At 54.4% G+C, this 18,903-nt stretch carries 17 protein-coding genes; 8 read left to right on the top strand and 9 right to left on the bottom strand.

Features of this window, described 5'->3' with window-relative positions; translation table 11 throughout:
* Positions 1 to 29: 29 nt before the first annotated feature.
* From AC2FC2_RS09320 to ibpA, 3 genes are all read right to left on the bottom strand, one after another.
* On the bottom strand, positions 30 to 1,688 hold the full coding sequence (locus AC2FC2_RS09320; protein WP_209638043.1) for a putative transporter: 1,659 nt from the start codon (positions 1,686 to 1,688) through the stop codon (positions 30 to 32).
* Positions 1,689 to 1,856: 168 nt separating this feature from the next.
* Positions 1,857 to 2,285, bottom strand: a complete 429-nt coding sequence (ibpB, locus tag AC2FC2_RS09315; protein ID WP_037421171.1) for a small heat shock chaperone IbpB — start codon at positions 2,283 to 2,285, stop codon at positions 1,857 to 1,859.
* A 106-nt stretch (positions 2,286 to 2,391) separates the two neighbouring features.
* Positions 2,392 to 2,805: a small heat shock chaperone IbpA gene (gene ibpA / locus AC2FC2_RS09310; protein ID WP_209638045.1), complete on the bottom strand. Its 414-nt coding sequence runs from the start codon at positions 2,803 to 2,805 to the stop codon at positions 2,392 to 2,394.
* Between the two features lie 307 nt (positions 2,806 to 3,112).
* On the opposite strand from ibpA, the gene AC2FC2_RS09305 reads away from it, so the two are divergent.
* A complete protein-coding gene (locus AC2FC2_RS09305) occupies positions 3,113 to 3,457 on the top strand; it encodes a YceK/YidQ family lipoprotein (RefSeq protein WP_209638047.1) in 345 nt (114 codons plus the stop codon).
* Between the two features lie 33 nt (positions 3,458 to 3,490).
* Here AC2FC2_RS09305 and AC2FC2_RS09300 read toward each other — a convergent pair whose 3' ends face one another.
* Entirely contained in the window at positions 3,491 to 4,771 is a 1,281-nt protein-coding gene (locus AC2FC2_RS09300) for a YidR family protein (RefSeq protein ID WP_209638049.1), read from the bottom strand.
* Between the two features lie 172 nt (positions 4,772 to 4,943).
* Here AC2FC2_RS09300 and AC2FC2_RS09295 point away from each other — a divergent pair, with 172 nt between their 5' ends.
* Positions 4,944 to 5,912, top strand: coding sequence for a threonine/serine dehydratase (locus tag AC2FC2_RS09295; RefSeq protein WP_404760645.1), 969 nt, complete (start codon positions 4,944 to 4,946; stop codon positions 5,910 to 5,912).
* The gene (locus AC2FC2_RS09290; protein ID WP_490659113.1) at positions 5,899 to 6,840 is read left to right on the top strand and encodes an ornithine cyclodeaminase family protein; all 942 of its coding nucleotides are present in this window, start codon (positions 5,899 to 5,901) and stop codon (positions 6,838 to 6,840) included. The genes AC2FC2_RS09295 and AC2FC2_RS09290 overlap by 14 nt, the downstream gene beginning before the upstream one ends.
* Positions 6,841 to 6,881: 41 nt before the next feature.
* On the opposite strand, the gene yidA is transcribed toward AC2FC2_RS09290, so the two are convergent.
* The 5 genes from yidA to dnaA form a co-directional block, all read right to left on the bottom strand.
* Positions 6,882 to 7,697 (bottom strand): sugar-phosphatase, encoded by an 816-nt coding sequence (yidA, locus tag AC2FC2_RS09285; RefSeq protein ID WP_209638056.1) that lies wholly within the window; start codon positions 7,695 to 7,697, stop codon positions 6,882 to 6,884.
* A 242-nt stretch (positions 7,698 to 7,939) separates the two neighbouring features.
* Complete coding sequence (gene gyrB, locus AC2FC2_RS09280; RefSeq protein ID WP_209638058.1) at positions 7,940 to 10,354, bottom strand: DNA topoisomerase (ATP-hydrolyzing) subunit B; 2,415 nt, start codon at positions 10,352 to 10,354, stop codon at positions 7,940 to 7,942.
* 18 nt (positions 10,355 to 10,372) lie between these two features.
* A complete protein-coding gene (gene recF, locus AC2FC2_RS09275; RefSeq protein WP_209638060.1) occupies positions 10,373 to 11,458 on the bottom strand; it encodes a DNA replication/repair protein RecF in 1,086 nt (361 codons plus the stop codon).
* A gap of 161 nt (positions 11,459 to 11,619) precedes the next feature.
* On the bottom strand, positions 11,620 to 12,720 hold the full coding sequence (gene dnaN, locus AC2FC2_RS09270) for a DNA polymerase III subunit beta (RefSeq protein WP_012004507.1): 1,101 nt from the start codon (positions 12,718 to 12,720) through the stop codon (positions 11,620 to 11,622).
* A 4-nt stretch (positions 12,721 to 12,724) separates the two neighbouring features.
* The gene (gene dnaA / locus AC2FC2_RS09265; protein WP_037421193.1) at positions 12,725 to 14,116 is read right to left on the bottom strand and encodes a chromosomal replication initiator protein DnaA; all 1,392 of its coding nucleotides are present in this window, start codon (positions 14,114 to 14,116) and stop codon (positions 12,725 to 12,727) included.
* Positions 14,117 to 14,798: 682 nt separating this feature from the next.
* Here dnaA and rpmH point away from each other — a divergent pair.
* From rpmH to mnmE, 5 genes are all read left to right on the top strand, one after another.
* On the top strand, positions 14,799 to 14,939 hold the full coding sequence (rpmH, locus tag AC2FC2_RS09260) for a 50S ribosomal protein L34 (protein ID WP_003849659.1): 141 nt from the start codon (positions 14,799 to 14,801) through the stop codon (positions 14,937 to 14,939).
* Positions 14,940 to 14,957: 18 nt separating this feature from the next.
* The gene (gene rnpA, locus AC2FC2_RS09255; RefSeq protein WP_004950547.1) at positions 14,958 to 15,317 is read left to right on the top strand and encodes a ribonuclease P protein component; all 360 of its coding nucleotides are present in this window, start codon (positions 14,958 to 14,960) and stop codon (positions 15,315 to 15,317) included.
* On the top strand, positions 15,281 to 15,538 hold the full coding sequence (gene yidD, locus AC2FC2_RS09250) for a membrane protein insertion efficiency factor YidD (protein WP_012004505.1): 258 nt from the start codon (positions 15,281 to 15,283) through the stop codon (positions 15,536 to 15,538). Before rnpA ends, yidD begins: the two co-directional genes overlap by 37 nt.
* A 2-nt stretch (positions 15,539 to 15,540) precedes the next feature.
* Positions 15,541 to 17,178 carry a membrane protein insertase YidC gene (gene yidC / locus AC2FC2_RS09245; RefSeq protein ID WP_037421197.1) on the top strand — a complete coding sequence of 546 codons (1,638 nt, stop codon included), beginning with the start codon at positions 15,541 to 15,543 and terminating at the stop codon, positions 17,176 to 17,178.
* Between the two features lie 222 nt (positions 17,179 to 17,400).
* Entirely contained in the window at positions 17,401 to 18,765 is a 1,365-nt protein-coding gene (gene mnmE, locus AC2FC2_RS09240; protein WP_265556642.1) for a tRNA uridine-5-carboxymethylaminomethyl(34) synthesis GTPase MnmE, read from the top strand.
* Positions 18,766 to 18,903: the final 138 nt, after the last annotated feature.

Genomic DNA, 18,903 nt, shown 5'->3' with positions numbered 1-18,903 from the left:
GCACCGTTCAACACGTGCGCCCCATCGTCTTACATCGCCCAGAACAGCACCGCCAGCAACTGCGGTGACATGATACGCAGGAACATCGCTAACGGATAAACCGTGGCATAAGACAACGCAGCAGCGCCGCTGGTCGGGTGCAGGCCGTTGGCGAAGGCCAGCGCCGGTGGATCCGTCATTGAACCTGCCAGCATGCCGGACAGTGTCAGATAATTCATCTTACCCACCCACCGCGCCAACACGCCCACACTGAGCAGTGGGATAGCCGTAATCAGCGCGCCATAACCGATCCACTCCAATCCTTCGCCATTAATCAAGGTATCGACAAAGTTCCCCCCTGACTTCAACCCCACCACCGCCAGAAACAGCACAATGCCCAGTTCGCGCAACGCGAGGTTGGCGCTCGGTGGCATAAACCAATACAGCTTACCGATGCTGCCAATACGCCCGAGGATCAAGGCCGCCACCAACGGCCCACCGGCAAGCCCCAATCGCAATGCCGCCGGGAAACCCGGTACAAACAGTGGAATAGACCCCAGCAGCACACCCAAACCAATGCCAATAAATACCGGCAGCATTTGCACCTGCTGCAGCTTCTGTTGAGCGTTGCCGACAATGGCCGCCACCGCCTCGATGGACTCCGGCCGCCCAACCAGGTTGAGGATATCGCCAAATTGCAGCGTGACATTGCTGCCGGCAACCAATTCCACCCCAGAACGGTTGAGACGTGAAATCACCACGTCGTATTTTTGCTTCAGGTTCAGATCGCGGATTTTGCTGCCCAAGACTTTTTCATTGGTCACCACCGCTCTCACCACCTGCAGCTCCGTACCGCGTGTCGACAGTGAAACGTCTACTTCTTCGCCAATCACCAACCGGGCATTTTCCAAATTTTCACGCTTGCCCACCAGATGCAGGTAGTCGCCCAGCTCCAGCTTCTCGAGCGGTGCCGGTACCATCAGCAGCTCGCCGCGTTTCAGGCGTGAACAGATGATGTCTTCACCGTTCAATAGCGGCACATTTTTGATTGCCATCCCCTGCAGGTTGGGGTTACGCACCGCGACGTTCATGGTATGCAGCAGCTCGCGCTGGTTGCCCAGGCTGCTTTCAAAGATCTGCGCCTCTCGCTCGATATTGATGCGGAAAAACAGGCGTATCAGCCACATCACCAATAAAATGCCGCAAATGCCGAACGGGTACGCCATGGCGTATCCCATCCCCATGCGATCGACCAGTGCAGGATCTGATCCTAAATCGGTAAGAATTTGCTGCCCGGCCCCGAGCGCTGGCGTATTAGTGACCGCGCCGGAGAACACGCCCAGAATGATTGGCAGTGGTACGGCAAACAATTTGTGAACCACCGCCGCCACGCCCCCACCGAGCAACACCAGTAAAATGGCAAAGCCGTTGAGCCGCAGCCCGGATACCCGCAACGAAGAGAAGAAACCAGGGCCGACCTGAATACCAATGGTATAAACAAACAGGATCAGGCCAAACTCCTGAATAAAGTGCAGCATGTCGCCATTAAGATTGAGCTGCCAGCTCTGGGCGAAATGCCCAACGATAATGCCACCGAACAACACCCCACCAATACCCAGCCCAACTCCGTAGACCTTCCAGTTACCCATCCACAGCCCGAGAACGGCCACCAACGCCAACATACTGACGGTCAGGGCGATTTCGCTCATTGGTCACATCCTTGCCAGAAGTTTAACAACCGGTTTTGCGATTAAATACGCACAATTAACAAGGATTTTGGCATAAGCGGGAAGGTACGACTGTGGGGTGCGCCACAGAATGCAACGGGGGAAGTCCGTTTGGACTTCCCCCGTATAATTTTGCCGTTTTTCAGTCGGTTATTTTGATTCCAACCCCGGCGTGGTGCCGATGGCAATACGCTGCGGCTGCAGGGCTTCCGGAACCTGACGCACCAGATCGATATGCAGAAGGCCGTTTTCAAACTGGGCTTCTGACACCTGCAGATGCTCAGCCAACGTGAAGGTCAACGTAAACTCTTTACACACCAGCCCTTGATGCAGATATTCCACCTGTTTTTCTGGTGGCGTCGGTTTGCCCCGCACAGTCAGCCGTGGGCCTTCAACCTCAATATCCAGCTCGCTTTGCTTAAACCCGGCCAACGCCAGAGAAATGCGGTAATGGTTGTCGTCGCTTTTCTCGATATTGTAAGGCGGGAACCCTTGCGGCTCCTGACCGCCCATTGAACTGGCCAGTTTGTCAAAACCAATCCACTGACGCAGCAGTGGGGATAAATCGTAATTACGCATAGTGTAAACTCCTTCTATGAAGCGAGATTATGTTTAATTTGCCCCCTGACGGCAGGCAAGTTAACTAACGTCCCACCGGCGATTCATTCCACCGATGAAATAGGAATTATTTAATTTCGATCCGGCGCGGTTTTAATGTTTCTGGAACAATTCGTTCCATATCTATATACAACAAACCGTTTTCCAGCTTGGCGCCTTTAATTTGGATATGCTCGGCCAACTGGAATTTACGTTCAAAGTTCCGCTCGGCAATACCTTGATATAAGTAGGTTCTTTCCGCCGGTTCATTATTATGAGCGCCGCGAACAATCAGCAGATTATCCTGGCTGGTTATTTCCAGCTCCTGCTCGGCAAACCCGGCTACCGCTATCGCAATGCGGTAATGATTTTCATCTACCAGTTCAACGTTATAAGGAGGATAACCGCCATTACTCTGGCTTTGGCTTGCCTCTAACGTGTTAAACAAACGATCAAAACCAATCGCGGAACGATAGAGTGGGGAAAGATCAAAATTGCGCATAAAACAGCCTCCTAAGACACTTCAGCGAGGTTTAATAATTAAGCCTTCCACACGGGACAGACTAAATAATCGGAATTCCCTTACGGCGAATTCTTAATTGGGTACTGATAAGAAAATGGGGATTGCTTTCAGCATTTCAACTGGCGACGATCAAAAAAATGACAATCAGTTCGGCGAAATTTTTTTTATCCCTTACAATAAACTGAGACTACTGCCACAGAGCGGGTCCTTGCTCCTTTTAAAACATCCACAAGATGTTATAGATCAGCAGATTTTGGGGAACAGCACCCTGCAGGATGGAATAATAATGAAAACGATGAGAGTGATAGCAACCAGTTGCATGCTGTTAGCGACTAACGGCTGCTCAAGCGTGATGAGCCACACTGGCCCAAATCAGGGCTATTACCCCGGCACTCGCGCCAGCGTGGATATTCTGAAGGATGACAACACCAGTTGGGCAATGATGCCACTGGTTGCGTTGGATCTGCCGTTATCAGCCGTCATGGACACGGTATTGCTGCCTTACGACTATATGCGATCTGGCAGTGACGCGACCTCAGACTCACCTAAGGCGCGCATTCTCCGCGGCGAAGAGCAGAATCTGGCCGCCAGCGGCGATCCTGCCCACGCAGCCACCACAACCCCACATTAACGTATCAGACGCGGGCCACTTGCCCGCGGTTGATTACAGCCCGACCACAAAAATCTGGCTGAATCCGCCAATCTCACGCATAAACGCCACTTTATTGCCGTCCGGTGAGAACACGATAGCGTCCCCCGACGGCGGTAGCGCAGTACGCTGTGTCAGGCGCTGCATTCGGCCACTTGCGACCTCACACACCATGAGGCTGTTATCACACACCAACGCGATCCTGCCCCCCTGTGGATGCCAGCTAAATGCCGACTGAATCCCGTGTTCACCATGGGTGATCTGCCGCGGGTCACCGCCATTGGGTGAGATTGTCCACAATTGCACAACCCCTCTATCATCCTTCATTAGAAAGGCGATCATGCTACCGTCGGGCGAACTGCGCAGCCAGTGGCGAGGCGTGGTCACAACACCGGGGTAACAGCGTTGGCCGGTAAACGTCAACCGGCGTTGGCGCACTCCCAACGGCGGTGCAGGCAAATGGCGTGCGGTGCCCTGTAACGGCCTGGCTCCGGCTTTGGCATAATCGGTATCATCCTGTGGCAGATCTACAATAAAAACCTCAGGTAGCTTCTCACCGCTGCTGGAAAGCGTATCGCCGATAAATGCCAGCGCCCAACGCTGTTGCCGCCCATCAGGCCGGGTATAACCACGCTGACCGACCCAACCTTCTTCATAGGCGCGGTTAATTTGGTCGCTGCCTGGCTGTGGCTGCGATGTCGTCTCGCTCACCAATACACAGTAATGGCTACCGTCATATTCACGCGGATGTTGCTTCGGCGGGTTCACTCCCTGCAATGGCACAGCCACACCCACGTTGCGCAAATCCTGCGCCGGGTCCAACTCGTGCATTACGTGGTCATTGTAGGTGAAGCTCAGGCGGCTACCGTCCGGGCTAAAGACATGCACGTGAGTGCCGCCACGTAGCGCACCAGGGGTAAAGGGGGCGGTGATATCCATCGCATCGAGCGTTATGGCCAATTCACGATCCGGCTCGCTGACGATCACCCCACGCCGGTGATGAAAATCATAATGCCAAACGCTGTCCGGATACTCTGGCCCGTGAATAAAGGCATAGCGAGCCGGTGCATCCGGGCTGACGGTTACCACGCCAACGTGGGCCCCCTGCTGCGCGCGATAGACCACCTCTACCACGCCGCTATCGACGTTCACCCGCTCGATACTCAAGCCAGTGAAGGAAGCCCCATTCGGGCGTACATCGTAAGCCAACCACTGGCTGTCCGGCGTCCAGACGTTAATATTGGTTAACTGATGTCCACGTGGATCAAAAGTCAGTTGTTGTTCCCGATGGCTCATGGCGGCTCTCCTGCATAGGCTGGTACTGAACAGCCATCTTACCGGAATGGGCTGTGGGTTCACATTGCCCATTGGCACACTGTGTCCACGCACAAATGAAGGTTTACAGGCAATACTAAAAAGTACACACTGGATTTTAAAGTCTACATTAATCTTTTCTACAGGAGCCCGTATGAGCAATCTATTCGATGCCATTGTTTCCGCCCATCAGCAATTGCGCCCGCAGGTTCGCGTGACCCCGCTGGACCGCAGCGTATTGCTGTCACAGCAGTTGGGCTGCGAGCTGTATCTGAAATGCGACCATCTGCAACATACCGGCTCCTTCAAGTTTCGTGGTGCCAGCAACAAACTGCGGTTGCTCAATGACCAACAGCGCAGCTGCGGGGTGATCGCCGCTTCTACCGGGAATCATGGCCAAGCCGTCGCGTTGGCAGGCAAACTGATGGGTGTCAGCGTGACGGTGTATGCCCCAGAAACGGCGGCAGCGATCAAACTGGAGACCATCCGTGCGCTCGGCGGTAAGGTGGAATTGATACCGGGCGATGCACTGAATGCCGAACAGGCGGGAGAAAAGGCGGCCATTGAGCAAGGTAAAGTCTATATCTCACCCTATAACGACCCACAGGTGGTTGCCGGTCAGGGCACCTGCGGCATGGAGCTCGTGGAGCAGCAAGCGGATTTGGATGCGGTGTTTGTCGCGGTGGGAGGCGGCGGCTATATTTCAGGAATTGGTACCGTTCTGCAGCGATTGTCTCCCAAAACCCAGCTTATCGCCTGCTGGCCAGAAAATGCCACCAGCATGTATAGCGCACTGGAAGCCGGCCATATTTATCCGGTGGAAGAACGGGACACGCTGTCCGATGGCACCGCTGGCGGTGTCGAGCCGAACGCAATCACCTTCCCGCTGTGCCAGCAGGTGATTGACCGCAAAATATTGGTCAGTGAAGCGGAAATCAAGCAGGCCATGCGCCAGATTGCCGCCAGCGATCGCTGGATTATTGAGGGCGCAGCCGGAGTAGCCTTAGCTGCCGCCATCAAACTCGCGCCGGAATTTCAGGGGAAGAAAGTGGCGGTAGTGCTGTGTGGCAAAAACATCGTACTGGAAAAATACCTCAAGGCCATCTCCGATGAGAATCATTAATAAACGGCAGATTCTTGACGCTTTCGATGCTGATGCAGTCACTTTGTTGCTTAAACAGGGGTTTATTGCCTATTCACAGCAACGGGTGCAACAGCCGCCAGTTCAGCACTTCCTCTTCGAGCAGGCGTCGGGTGACTGCTGCATTAAATCAGCGTGGCTGGAAGGGGACGAACAATTTGTCATCAAGGTTTCTTCCGGCTTTTATCACAATGCGTTGCAGGGCCTGGCCAGCAATCAAGGGCTGATGATGGCCTTCTCGGCGCAGACCGGCGTGCCGCAGGCATTATTGTTGGACGAAGGTTGGCTGACCGCGTTACGCACCGCGCTGGCCGGACGTATCGCCGCCGAACTGTGCGCACCAGCGGATATCCCGGCGATTGGCCTCATCGGTTGTGGCATGCAGGCCAGGCTGCAATTGCAACACCTCAAACCGCAGACGGCCTGTCGCGACCTTTGGGTGTGGGGCCGTAACGAACCGGCATTAGACGCTTTCCGTCGCGAAGCGGAGGCGGAAGGATTTCGGGTACAGACCACGCAGGATGCCGCAGAATTGGCGGAACATTGCCGGTTGATTGTCACCACAACACCCAGCCGTGAACCCATTCTGCGGGCAGCAGATATTCAACCCGGTACCCACATCACCGCCGTCGGCGCCGATGCTCAGGGTAAGCAGGAACTGGAGAGCAGCCTGGTTGCCAGCGCGGATGTGTTGCTGGTCGACGCGGTGTCCCAGTGCACAGAATACGGCGAGATCGCCACGGCTTATCGGCAGGGTTTACTTCAATCGACGCCAATCGTCGAATTCGGTACGGCATTGGCTCAGGGGATAAAAGTGCGTAGTGATCCTCGGCAAATCACCCTCGCCGATCTCACCGGGCTGGCGATTCAGGATGTGCAAATTGTGAAAGGCATTTTGGCACGGCTATAACGTACAAGGGCGCAGTTGCGCCCCTGTAATGCCAAACAGCATTAGGCATTGAGCACAAACTTCTCAATGGCGCGCGCTACGCCGTCTTCCGTGTTGGTGGTGGTAACAAACTGTGCCACCGCCTTCAGTTCCGGAATAGCGTTACCCATTGCAACGCCGACACCGGCATACTCGATCATCGCGGTGTCGTTAGCCTGGTCGCCCAACGTCATCACGTTTTCACGCGCAATGCCAAGATGATCGGCCAGCATTTTCACGCCGGCACCTTTATCCACATTTTTATGCAGGAGCTCCAGGAAATAAGGCGCGCTTTTCAGGATGGTGTAGCGCTCATGCGTTTCGGCCGGAATACGGGCGATAGCGCGATCCAGCAACTCAGGCTCGTCAACCATCATCAATTTCGGGAAACGAATCGAACGATCCATCTCTTCCACACTGCGGTATTTGAGCGGGATACCGGTCATTTCCGACTCGTGCACGGTATATTTGCCGATATCTTTGTTCGGCGTATACAGCGTATCGAAATCAAATGCCTGATAGTGGACGCCGAATTCACGCGCCATCTGCTCGAAGTAGAGATAATCCTCAAAGCCCAGCGTTTCCTGCAGGATGCAGTCACCGTCAACCGCCTTCAAAACCAGCGCGCCGTTATAGGTAATACAGAAATCACCGGGACCCTGAATGTCCAACTGACGCAGATAATCCTGCACGCCGACGTAAGGTCGCCCGGTAGCCAGCACGACATGCACCCCTTTGCGGCGTGCCTCGGTGATCGCCTGCTTTACCGCCGGCGTAATCTGGTGCTGCGGGTTGAGCAGCGTGCCGTCCATATCAATTGCAATCAGTTCAATAGCCATTCGAGCCTCTCCCAGTGGTTTTTTCCATGCTAACGCGTTTCAGCCGGTAATGTCAGCGCCAAAAAAGCGTAAAAAAATCCGCGCAAGTCACCCGGCGCGGATTTTCAACGATCCCCTTCATACTTCAAGTCGCTTCTTATTGGCTGCCTTTACTCACCCCAGTCACTTAGTTATCTAAGCTCCCGGGGATTCGCTCAGTTGCCGCCTTGATGCAACTCGAATTATTTTGGGGGATAAGGACGTCAGATATCGATGTTTGCCGCTTTCAGGGCATTTTCTTCGATAAAGGCACGACGAGGTTCAACCGCATCACCCATCAGGGTGGTGAACAGTTGGTCAGCAGCAATGGCGTCCTTCACGGTCACGCGCAGCATGCGGCGGCTTTCCGGATCCATCGTGGTTTCCCACAGCTGCTCTGGGTTCATTTCACCCAGACCTTTATAACGCTGTACTGACAGACCACGGCGCGACTCTTTCACCAGCCACTCCAATGCCTGTTCGAAGCTTTCAACCGGCTGACGACGCTCACCACGTTCAATGAAGGCATCTTCTTCGATCAAACCGCGCAGCTTCTCACCCAGGACACAGATTTTGCGGTATTCGCCGCCGTGGATGAAGTCAAAGTCCAGCGCGTAATCGGTATCCACACCGTGAGTACGAATGCGCAGTACAGGCTCAAACATTTGGCGCTCACGGTTCTCAAAGATCACCGAATCATAGCTGCTGCCGTGCTGTTCTTTGTCGTTCAGCAGTTTCACCAACGAATCAATCCAGGTCTTAACCTTGGCCTGATCGCTCAGATCGCCCTCTGCCAGAGTTGGCTGGTAGATCAGGTTGTTCAGCAACGCGCGTGGGTAGCGGCGTTCCATACGGCCGATCAACTTCTGCACGCTGTAATGCTCAGCAACCAGTCTTTCCAACTGCTCGCCCGCAAGCGCCGGTGCACTGGCGTTGGTATGCAGAGTGGCGCCGTCCATCGCGATGGCGATTTGGTATTGATCCATCGCCTCGTCATCTTTGATGTACTGTTCCTGCTTGCCTTTTTTCACCTTGTATAACGGCGGTTGGGCAATGAACACGTGACCGCGCTCAATGATTTCCGGCATCTGACGATAGAAGAAGGTCAGCAGCAGCGTACGGATGTGCGAGCCATCGACGTCGGCATCGGTCATGATGATGATACTGTGATAACGCAGCTTGTCCGGGTTGTACTCATCCCGGCCGATACCGCAGCCAAGTGCAGTGATCAGCGTGGCAACTTCCTGTGAAGACAGCATCTTGTCGAAGCGGGCTTTCTCAACGTTGAGGATTTTACCTTTCAACGGCAAGATCGCCTGGTTCTTACGGTTACGCCCCTGCTTGGCAGAGCCGCCCGCTGAGTCCCCTTCCACCAGGTACAGTTCGGACAGTGCCGGGTCGCGTTCCTGGCAATCCGCCAGTTTGCCCGGCAAGCCGGCCAGATCCAACGCGCCTTTACGGCGAGTCATTTCACGCGCTTTACGTGCGGCTTCACGGGCACGCGCTGCATCGATAATTTTACCGACGACGATTTTCGCATCGCCCGGGTTTTCCATCAGGTAATCGACCAGCTTCTCGTTCATCAGGGTTTCAACAGCGGTTTTCACTTCGGAAGAAACCAGCTTGTCTTTAGTCTGAGAAGAGAACTTAGGATCCGGTACTTTTACTGACACAACGGCAATCAAACCTTCACGCGCATCGTCACCGGTAGCGCTGATCTTGGCCTTTTTGCTGTAACCTTCTTTATCCATGTAGCTGTTCAGGGTACGCGTCATCGCGGTACGGAAACCGACCAGATGGGTACCGCCATCACGCTGCGGAATGTTGTTGGTAAAGCAGTAAATGTTTTCCTGGAAACCGTCGTTCCACTGCAACGCCACTTCCACACCGATGTCGTCTTTCACGGTAGAGAAATAGAAGACGTTCGGGTGGATTGGGGTTTTGTTTTTGTTCAGGTACTCAACAAACGCCTTGATACCGCCTTCGTAGTGGAAGTGGTCTTCTTTGTCCGTACGTTTGTCTTTCAGGCGGATAGACACGCCAGAGTTCAGGAATGAGAGTTCGCGCAGGCGCTTGGCCAGAATGTCGTACTCAAATTCGGTATTGTTGGTGAAGGTTTCGTAGCTCGGCCAGAAACGCACTGTGGTACCGGTCAGATCGGTTTCACCGACCACTTTCAGGGGTGACAGTGGTTCGCCCATCGCATAGGTTTGTTCGTGAACCTTGCCTTCACGACGGATAACCAGTTCCAGCTTCTCGGACAAGGCGTTAACAACCGATACGCCTACACCGTGCAGACCGCCGGAAACCTTGTAGGAGTTGTCATCAAATTTACCGCCGGCATGCAACACAGTCATGATCACCTGTGCCGCAGAAACCCCTTCCTCTTCGTGAATACCGGTCGGGATACCACGGCCGTCATCCTGTACCGAAACGGAGTTGTCGGCATGGATGGTCACCTGAATGTCACTACAGTGGCCAGCGAGTGCTTCGTCGATAGCGTTGTCCACAACCTCGAATACCATGTGGTGCAGACCGGTGCCATCATCGGTGTCGCCGATATACATGCCCGGGCGCTTACGCACCGCGTCCAGCCCTTTTAATACCTTGATACTTGAGGAGTCATAAGAATTCGACATCAACGTTTCTCGCTCATTTTAGTCCTGTGGTTGAACCTCTATTTTACCCTGTTCCACGCGGAACATCTTGCCCTTTTCACCGGCCATGTCGGTCACTTGTTCAGCGCTAACAGCACTGACAAAGACCTGGGCCTGGGTGGCTTTCAGGCGATCGGCCAGCAACCGGCGACGGCCGGTGTCCAGCTCGGAGGCAAAATCATCAATCAGATACAGGCAACGCCGCCCGCTCTGCCGGGTGAGAAACTCACCCTGCGCTAAGCGCAACGCGCACATCAGCAGCTTAAGCTGACCGCGCGATAACAAATCCTCTACCGGCGTGCCGTCGGCACGAATGCGAAAGTCCGCTTTATGCGGCCCCACCGCGGTATAGGTTAACGCCCTGTCTCGCTCAAACTGGCGCTCCAGGAGCTCTCCGTAGTCGCTCTCTTTGTCCCAGCCACGCTGGAAAGAGAAACTCAGGGCAAATTCGGGCAAAAACTGCGCGCATGTCGCGGTAATATCCGCGGCAATCGCGTCGCTGTAAGCTGCCCGCCATTCGCTGATGCGCTCGGCCAAGGGGATCAGTTCCTGATCCCACGCGCGGATCTGCGCATAGCGACTGACCTGGCGCAGCGCGGCATTGCGCTGCTTCAGTAACCGTTTCAGGTTGCTCCAGGCGGTGAAAAAACCGGGTTCGTTATGAAAACAACCCCAGTCCAGGAAGGCGCGCCGGAATTTCGGCCCGCCGTTTAGCAGGGTAAAACCTTCGGGGGTAATCAGTTGCATCGGCAGTAGCTGCGCCAGTTCAGCCACTTTGTGGCCGTCGCTGCCATCGACACGTACCTTGCTGTCCCCCTGACGGCTCTTGCTTAATCCTACGGATATTTCACGCTCTGCACCGTCAATGCGGCCGTGCAAAATGAACTCCGGCTGGTCGTGACGAATCACGCGCCCCGCCTGCAGGCTGCGAAATGCCCGCCCGTGACCGAGGGTATACACCGCCTCAAGCACGCTGGTCTTGCCGCTGCCATTGGCACCCACCAGGAAATTGAACCCCGGCGCCAGCGCCAAATCCGCAGCTTCTATATTGCGGAAATCTTTAATCAGTAAACGCGTTAATGCCATGCCAATTCCATCACCGGGAAATTACGCTCAATGTGAGGGCGTTATCGGCGCTGGCAGTTTACGTGCAGGCAGCGCACAGCAACCGGAGCGTACACAGAGTACGTGAGGATTGCGAGCACTGCCCAAGCGTAAAATGGCAAGCAAGATAGCCCGGATATCGATCACAACCGCATTGGCATGACGACATAGGCGGCAGACTTACTGGCACCGTCTTCGATCTGCACGCTAGAGACCGAGTCGGTCAGCAACAAGCGTACATCTTCACACTTGAGTGCATTCAATACGTCCAGCACATAACTGACGTTGAACCCAATTTCCATCTCGGTGCCGTCGTAGCTGACGTCGAGGATCTCTTCCGCTTCTTCCTGCTCAGGGTTATTGGCGGTGATCTTGAGTTGGTTTTGGCTGACGTACAGGCGCACACCGCGGAACTTTTCGTTCGACAAAATGGCCGCACGGGCAAAAGCCTGCTTAAGCAAGTCGCAACCGGCTTCCAGCGTTTTGTCCGGGTTCTTCGGCAATACACGACGATAATCAGGGAAACGGCCGTCAACCAGCTTGGAAGTGAAGATGAAATCACCGACGTGCGCACGGATGTTGTTACTGCCGATCTGCAATTGCAGCAGCGTATCGCCACCGTCCAGCAGACGCACCAGTTCCATCACCCCTTTACGCGGCACGATCACCGAATGCGACGGTAATTGCTGGCCAATAGGCATCGAACACACAGCAAGGCGGTGACCATCGGTCGCCACGGTACGCAGTTCTTCACCTTCGGTTTCGAACAGCATGCCGTTTAAGTAGTAGCGCACGTCCTGATGAGCCATCGAGAACTGCGTGGCTTCGATCAGGCGCTTAAGGGTCGCCTGCGGCAGAGAGAATTCAACTTCGCTCTGCCAATCGTCCAGGTTCGGGAAATCTACCGCCGGCAACGTAGAAAGGGAGAAGCGACTGCGGCCAGAACGCACCAGCATACGCTCGCCTTCCAACGTCACAGTGATCTCAGCCCCTTCAGGCAAACCACGGCAGATATCAAATAATTTACGCGCGGGGACGGTAGTCGCGCCCGCTTCATGAGGTTGGGACAGGGCAACGCGCGCCACCATCTCCATCTCCAGATCGGTGCCGGTCAACAGCAGGCAGCCTTCTGTGACCTGCAACAGCAGGTTACCCAGAATAGGCAGCGTTGGGCGGCCGCCCAGCGGGCTGCTCACCTGTTGCAGCGGTTTTAGCAGATGCTCACGTTCAACGATAAATTTCATAGCGCTAGGAAGATAATGTTCTGATTAAATTGGAGAAATCTTCTTTGATGTCGTGACTTTCCTCACGCAACTGCTCGATCTTCCGGCAGGCGTGCAACACCGTGGTATGGTCGCGGCCACCAAACGCATCGCCGATTTCTGGCAGGCTGTGGTTGGTGAGTTCTTTCGCTAACGCCATCGCCATTTGACGTGGACGGGCAACGGAACGCGAGCGCCGCTTGGACAACAAATCTGCGATTTTAATTTTATAGTATTCCGCCACCGTCTTTTGAATATTATCGATGGTGACCAACTTTTCTTGCAGTGCCAGTAGATCGCGCAGCGCTTCACGCACGAAATCAATGGTAATGGCACGTCCGGTAAAGTTTGCGTTGGCGATCACGCGGTTCAACGCCCCTTCGAGCTCACGCACGTTGGAACGCAGGCGCTTGGCGATAAAGAACGCCACTTCTCCTGGCAGACGGATATTGTTTTCGTCAGCCTTTTTCATCAGGATCGCTACGCGGGTTTCCAGCTCCGGCGGTTCGATGGCTACCGTTAATCCCCAACCGAAGCGGGATTTCAGACGGTCTTCCACCCCGTTAATCTCTTTAGGATAACGGTCCGACGTCAGGATAATCTGCTGATTGCCTTCTAACAGCGCGTTAAAGGTATGGAAGAACTCTTCCTGCGAACGCTCTTTATTGGCAAAAAATTGTATGTCATCGATCAGCAGCGCATCGACCGAACGGTAATAACGCTTAAATTCTTCAATGGCATTGTTCTGCAACGCTTTGACCATGTCTTGCACAAAGCGTTCAGAGTGCATGTAGACCACTTTGGCGTTAGCTTTGCGCGCCATGATGCCGTTGCCAACCGCGTGCAACAGGTGGGTTTTACCCAGGCCGGTGCCACCATAAAGGAACAACGGGTTATAGGCGCCGCCTGGGTTATCCGCAACCTGGCGAGCCGCCGCGCGCGCCAACTGGTTGGATTTACCTTCAACAAAGTTATCAAAGGTATGCTTTGGGTTAACGTTGGAACGGTAAGAAAGCTCCGGCTGCGGTGCCGCGTTGTCCCAGCTTGGGCGGGTAGGCGCAGCAACGCGCACCACGGGTGCACTCGGGGCGCTAACACTGGCGGTGACGGTTTGGCTGATGATTTGGGAAAGCGGTTTGCTGCCCACTTCAAAACGCAGCAATGGCGCATCCGTACCGCAGAAATCATTTAACAGGCCATTGATATTGTTTAAGTACTTATCGCGAACCCAATCCAGCACAAAACGATTTGGCGCATAAAGCGCCAGGGTGTTGTCACTCAGTTCCGCCTGCAATGGGCGTATCCACATACTAAATTCTGTGGCAGGTAACTCATCCTGCAATCGGGCAAGACACTGCTGCCAAAGCGAAAGTGACACGGCGGACTCCACTCGAACAAGATCAATAAAAGAAAAGAATCAGGCTACTTTTTTATAACTCATGATTTTTGACACATACCCGGCATCGGCAGTTTGCCTGTGGGGGATGCGAACCGCCTTTCACGGTTTATGTCCCTCACGATCCCCGCTTGAGAGATCGCGATCGGAATGACGGATCATAGCGCAATCCGCGCAAGAGATCCTCCCCTTCATCACAGATTAGATCCATTTTATCCACAGGCCCCGGCCTGCGGCGATCTTTTCGCCAGTCACGCTAAATTGCAGGCAAAATACCGTGTGAGTAACGGTATTTTTTACATTGTCAACCGGTTATACCCTGTTATCCACGCCGGATCCTGGGTTTTCACGCTAAGGATCGCATCGGGATCCTTGCGATTTACCCCTGAGTCCGTATAATCTTCGCCCTACGTGTGTACCTGGTTCCTTAATGGTGAGTCATTAACCGGACAGGATTCTGCGGTGACCACGGGCCAAGACCGGATTTTACTCCGAATTGGCAGACAACCAGGTAGGCTAGCGCAATGTGAATTGACTCAGGACTGTACAATTATTACAATCCCGCCTCTTTATATATTGCGATTGAGGCGTCGGTCGTCTTCACGCCGAGTAGCCAAACGCGTTTACTGATCAGTAATTATTTTAAGTTTAGGTAGAAATCGCCATGAAACGCACTTTCCAACCGTCCGTATTGAAGCGTAACCGTAGCCACGGTTTCCGTGCTCGTATGGCCACCAAAAATGGTCGTCAAGTTCTGGCCCGCCGTCGTGCGAAAGGCCGTTCTCGTCTGACTGTTTCTAAGTAATAAAAGCTAACCCGCTGAGTGGTTAAGCTCGCTTTTCCCAGGGAGTTACGTTTGTTAACTCCCACTCACTTCACTTTCGTCTTCCAGCAGCCACAACGGGCTGGCACGCCGCAAATCACCATCCTCGGCCGCCTGAACCAGCTGGGGCATCCCCGCATCGGTCTTACTGTCGCCAAAAAACACGTCAAACGCGCGCATGAACGCAATCGGATAAAACGCCTAACCCGCGAAAGCTTCCGTTTACGTCAGCACGAGTTACCGGCGATGGATTTTGTCGTAGTGGCCAAAAAAGGGATAGCGGATTTGGATAACCGCGCGCTGACGGAAGCTTTGGAAAAATTATGGCGTCGCCACTGTCGCCAGGCTCCCGCATCCTGATCGGGCTGGTGCGAGCTTACCAGCTCGTCATCAGTCCGCTGCTTGGGCCTCGTTGTCGCTTCCAGCCGACATGCTCTCATTACGCAATTGAGGCATTAAGCAGGTTTGGCATGATAAAAGGCAGTTGGTTAGCATTGAAACGCGTATTAAAATGCCACCCTTTGAACCCAGGTGGCGATGATCCCGTGCCGCCGAAACCCGACGATAACAGAGAACACTAACGATGGATTCGCAACGCAATCTTCTCCTCATCGCTCTGCTGTTCGTGTCTTTCATGATCTGGCAAGCCTGGCAAACGGACAATGCTCCGCAACCAGTCGCTCAGACCACGCAACAGACTTCGAACACTGCTACCGGTGATGCCGCAAGCTCAGCAGTTCCAGCCAGTGGCCAGGGTAAACTGATTACCGTTAACACTGACGTGCTGTCGCTGACCATCAACACCCGTGGTGGTGATATCGAGCAGGCTAAACTGTTGGCCTACCCGGACACTCTGGGTTCATCGACGCCATTCCAGCTGCTGGAAACCACACCGTCATTTGTTTACCAGGCGCAAAGCGGCCTGACTGGCAGAAACGGTCCGGATAACCCGGCAAACGGCGAACGTCCTCTGTTCCAGGCGGCGCAAGACAGCTACACCCTGCCAGAAGGCCAGGATGAGCTGCGCATTCCGCTGACCTTTACCGGTAAAGACGGTGCGATCTACACCAAGACTTTCGTGCTCAAGCGTAACCATTACGCAGTTGGCGTTGACTACAACGTTGACAACAAAGGCACAACTCCGCTGGAACTGACCCTGTTCGGCCAACTGAAGCAGACGACTGAGCTGCCTAAGCACCGTGACACCGGCAGCAACAACTTCGCTCTGCACACCTTCCGTGGTGCGGCGTATTCATCCAGCGATGACAAATACCAGAAGTACGCGTTCGATAAGGACGAGAACCTGAGTGTCACCACGCAAGGCGGTTGGGTTGCGATGCTGCAACAGTACTTCGCCACGGCTTGGGTACCGGCAACGCAGGGTAGCAACACCTTCTATACCGCCAAGCCTGGCGATAACCTGTCTACCATCGGCTTCAAATCTACGCCGGTAGTGGTGCAGCCTGGTGCGCAGCAACAACTGAATGCGACCCTGTGGGTTGGCCCAGAACTGCAAGATCAGATGGCCCAGCTGGCACCGCATCTGGATCTGACCGTAGATTACGGTTGGTTGTGGTTCATCTCCCAGCCGCTGTTCAAATTGTTGAAGTTCATCCACGGCTTTATCGGTAACTGGGGCTTCTCAATTATCATCATCACCTTCATCGTGCGTGGCATCATGTACCCGCTGACCAAAGCGCAGTACACCTCGATGGCAAAAATGCGCATGCTGCAGCCAAAATTGCAGGCGATGCGTGAGCGTATTGGTGATGACAAACAGCGCATGAGCCAAGAAATGATGGCGCTGTACAAGTCTGAGAAAGTGAACCCGCTAGGGGGTTGTCTGCCGCTGGTTATCCAGATGCCAATCTTCCTGGCGCTGTACTACATGTTGATGGGTTCCGTTGAGCTGCGTCATGCGCCGTTCGCCCTGTGGATCCATGACCTGTCGGCGCAAGACCCATACTACATCTTGCCAATCCTGATGGGCGTGACGATGTTCTTCATCCAGAAGATGTCGCCGACCACCGTGACTGACCCGATGCAGCAAAAAATCATGACCTTTATGCCGGTAATCTTCACAGTGTTCTTCCTGTGGTTCCCGTCTGGTCTGGTGCTGTACTACATCGTCAGTAACCTGGTGACCATCCTCCAGCAGCAGTTGATTTACCGCGGTCTGGAAAAACGTGGCTTACACAGCCGCGACAAGAAAAAAACCTAAGCGTATTGTAGGGGTTCGGCATGCCGAACCCTTGCAGTAACACCAAGAGGCGGTCATTAAGACCGCCTTTTTGCATATTGAATTGTCAGAGCCGCGTTACCCGACAGCGTTAAAGCTTGCAGGTTGGCGGCAACGGAACGCGTCCCCGAGAGCCTGGTAAGCCAGGTGACCGGGGTAAGAGAAGGCAGCCAACACCGCTGCAACTTGAAGGATAAAGGGTATATGAGCACTACTGATACCATCGTAGCCCAAGCCACCCCGCCGGGACGCGGCGGCGTCGGCATTTTGCGCATTTCCGGCCGTGGCGCCAAAGATGTCGCCCAAGCGCTGCTCGGCAAACTGCCCAAGCCGCGTTACGCCGATTATCTGCCATTCCGTGATGCCGATGGAGCGACGTTGGATCAGGGCATTGCATTGTGGTTCCCTGGCCCCCATTCGTTTACCGGTGAAGACGTGCTGGAACTGCAAGGCCACGGTGGGCCGGTTATTCTCGATCTGCTGCTAAAACGTGTACTGGCGTTGCCTGACGTGCGTATCGCACGGCCCGGGGAGTTCTCCGAGCGCGCATTCCTCAACGACAAACTCGATCTGGCACAGGCGGAGGCAATTGCCGACCTGATCGACGCCAGCTCAGAGCAAGCAGCACGTTCAGCAATGAACTCGTTGCAAGGGGCATTTTCTACCCGTATCCACCAGCTTGTGGAAGCACTCACTCACCTGCGAATCTATGTGGAAGCTGCAATCGACTTCCCTGATGAAGAAATCGACTTCCTGTCTGACGGTAAGATCGAAGCGCAACTCAACGGCGTCATGGCCGACCTGGACAGCGTACGTGCCGAGGCGCGCCAAGGCAGTCTGCTGCGTGAAGGTATGAAAGTGGTCATTGCCGGGCGACCAAACGCGGGCAAATCCAGCCTGCTGAACGCATTAGCTGGCCGTGAAGCCGCGATCGTCACCGATATCGCCGGCACCACACGCGATGTACTGCGCGAACATATTCACATCGACGGCATGCCGCTGCATATCATAGATACCGCCGGTCTGCGTGAAGCCAGTGACGAAGTTGAGCGTATCGGTATCGAACGTGCATGGAACGAGATCGAACAGGCAGACCGCGTCTTGTTTATGGTCGATGGTACGACCACCACCGCTACCGAGCCGGTAGAGATCTGGCCTGAATTTATGGCGCGTCTGCCACACCGCCTGCCCATTACCGTTGTGCGCAATAAAGCCGACATCACGGGTGAAACCTTGGGTATGACCGAAGTAAACGGCCATTCGCTTATTCGCCTGTCGGCGCGTACCGGTGAAGGTATCGATCTGCTACGTGATCACCTGAAGCAAAGCATGGGCTTTACCAGCAATATGGAAGGTGGCTTCCTGGCGCGCCGTCGCCATCTGCAGGCGCTTGAGCAAGCGGCACAGCATCTGGTAGAGGGTAAAGAACAGTTAGTGAGCGCTTACGCGGGGGAGCTGTTGGCCGAAGAACTGCGCCTGGCACAGCAGGCGTTAAGTGAAATCACCGGTGAATTTACCTCTGATGATCTGCTGGGACGCATTTTCTCCAGCTTCTGTATCGGTAAGTAAACAACCGCAGGTATTAACGATCGGAGCAGGCGACGCACTGCCGCCTGTTCCACCGTTGGCTTATCGCATAATGTCTGCGCGATATGTCACAGCCCCTTCAGAATAAGCGCTATATACTGAGCAATAAGGGATCCCCTC

This window comes from Serratia sp. CoH_122_TC_1 (genome assembly GCF_058191755.1).
This window is presented reverse-complemented; position numbering and strand designations above follow the sequence as displayed.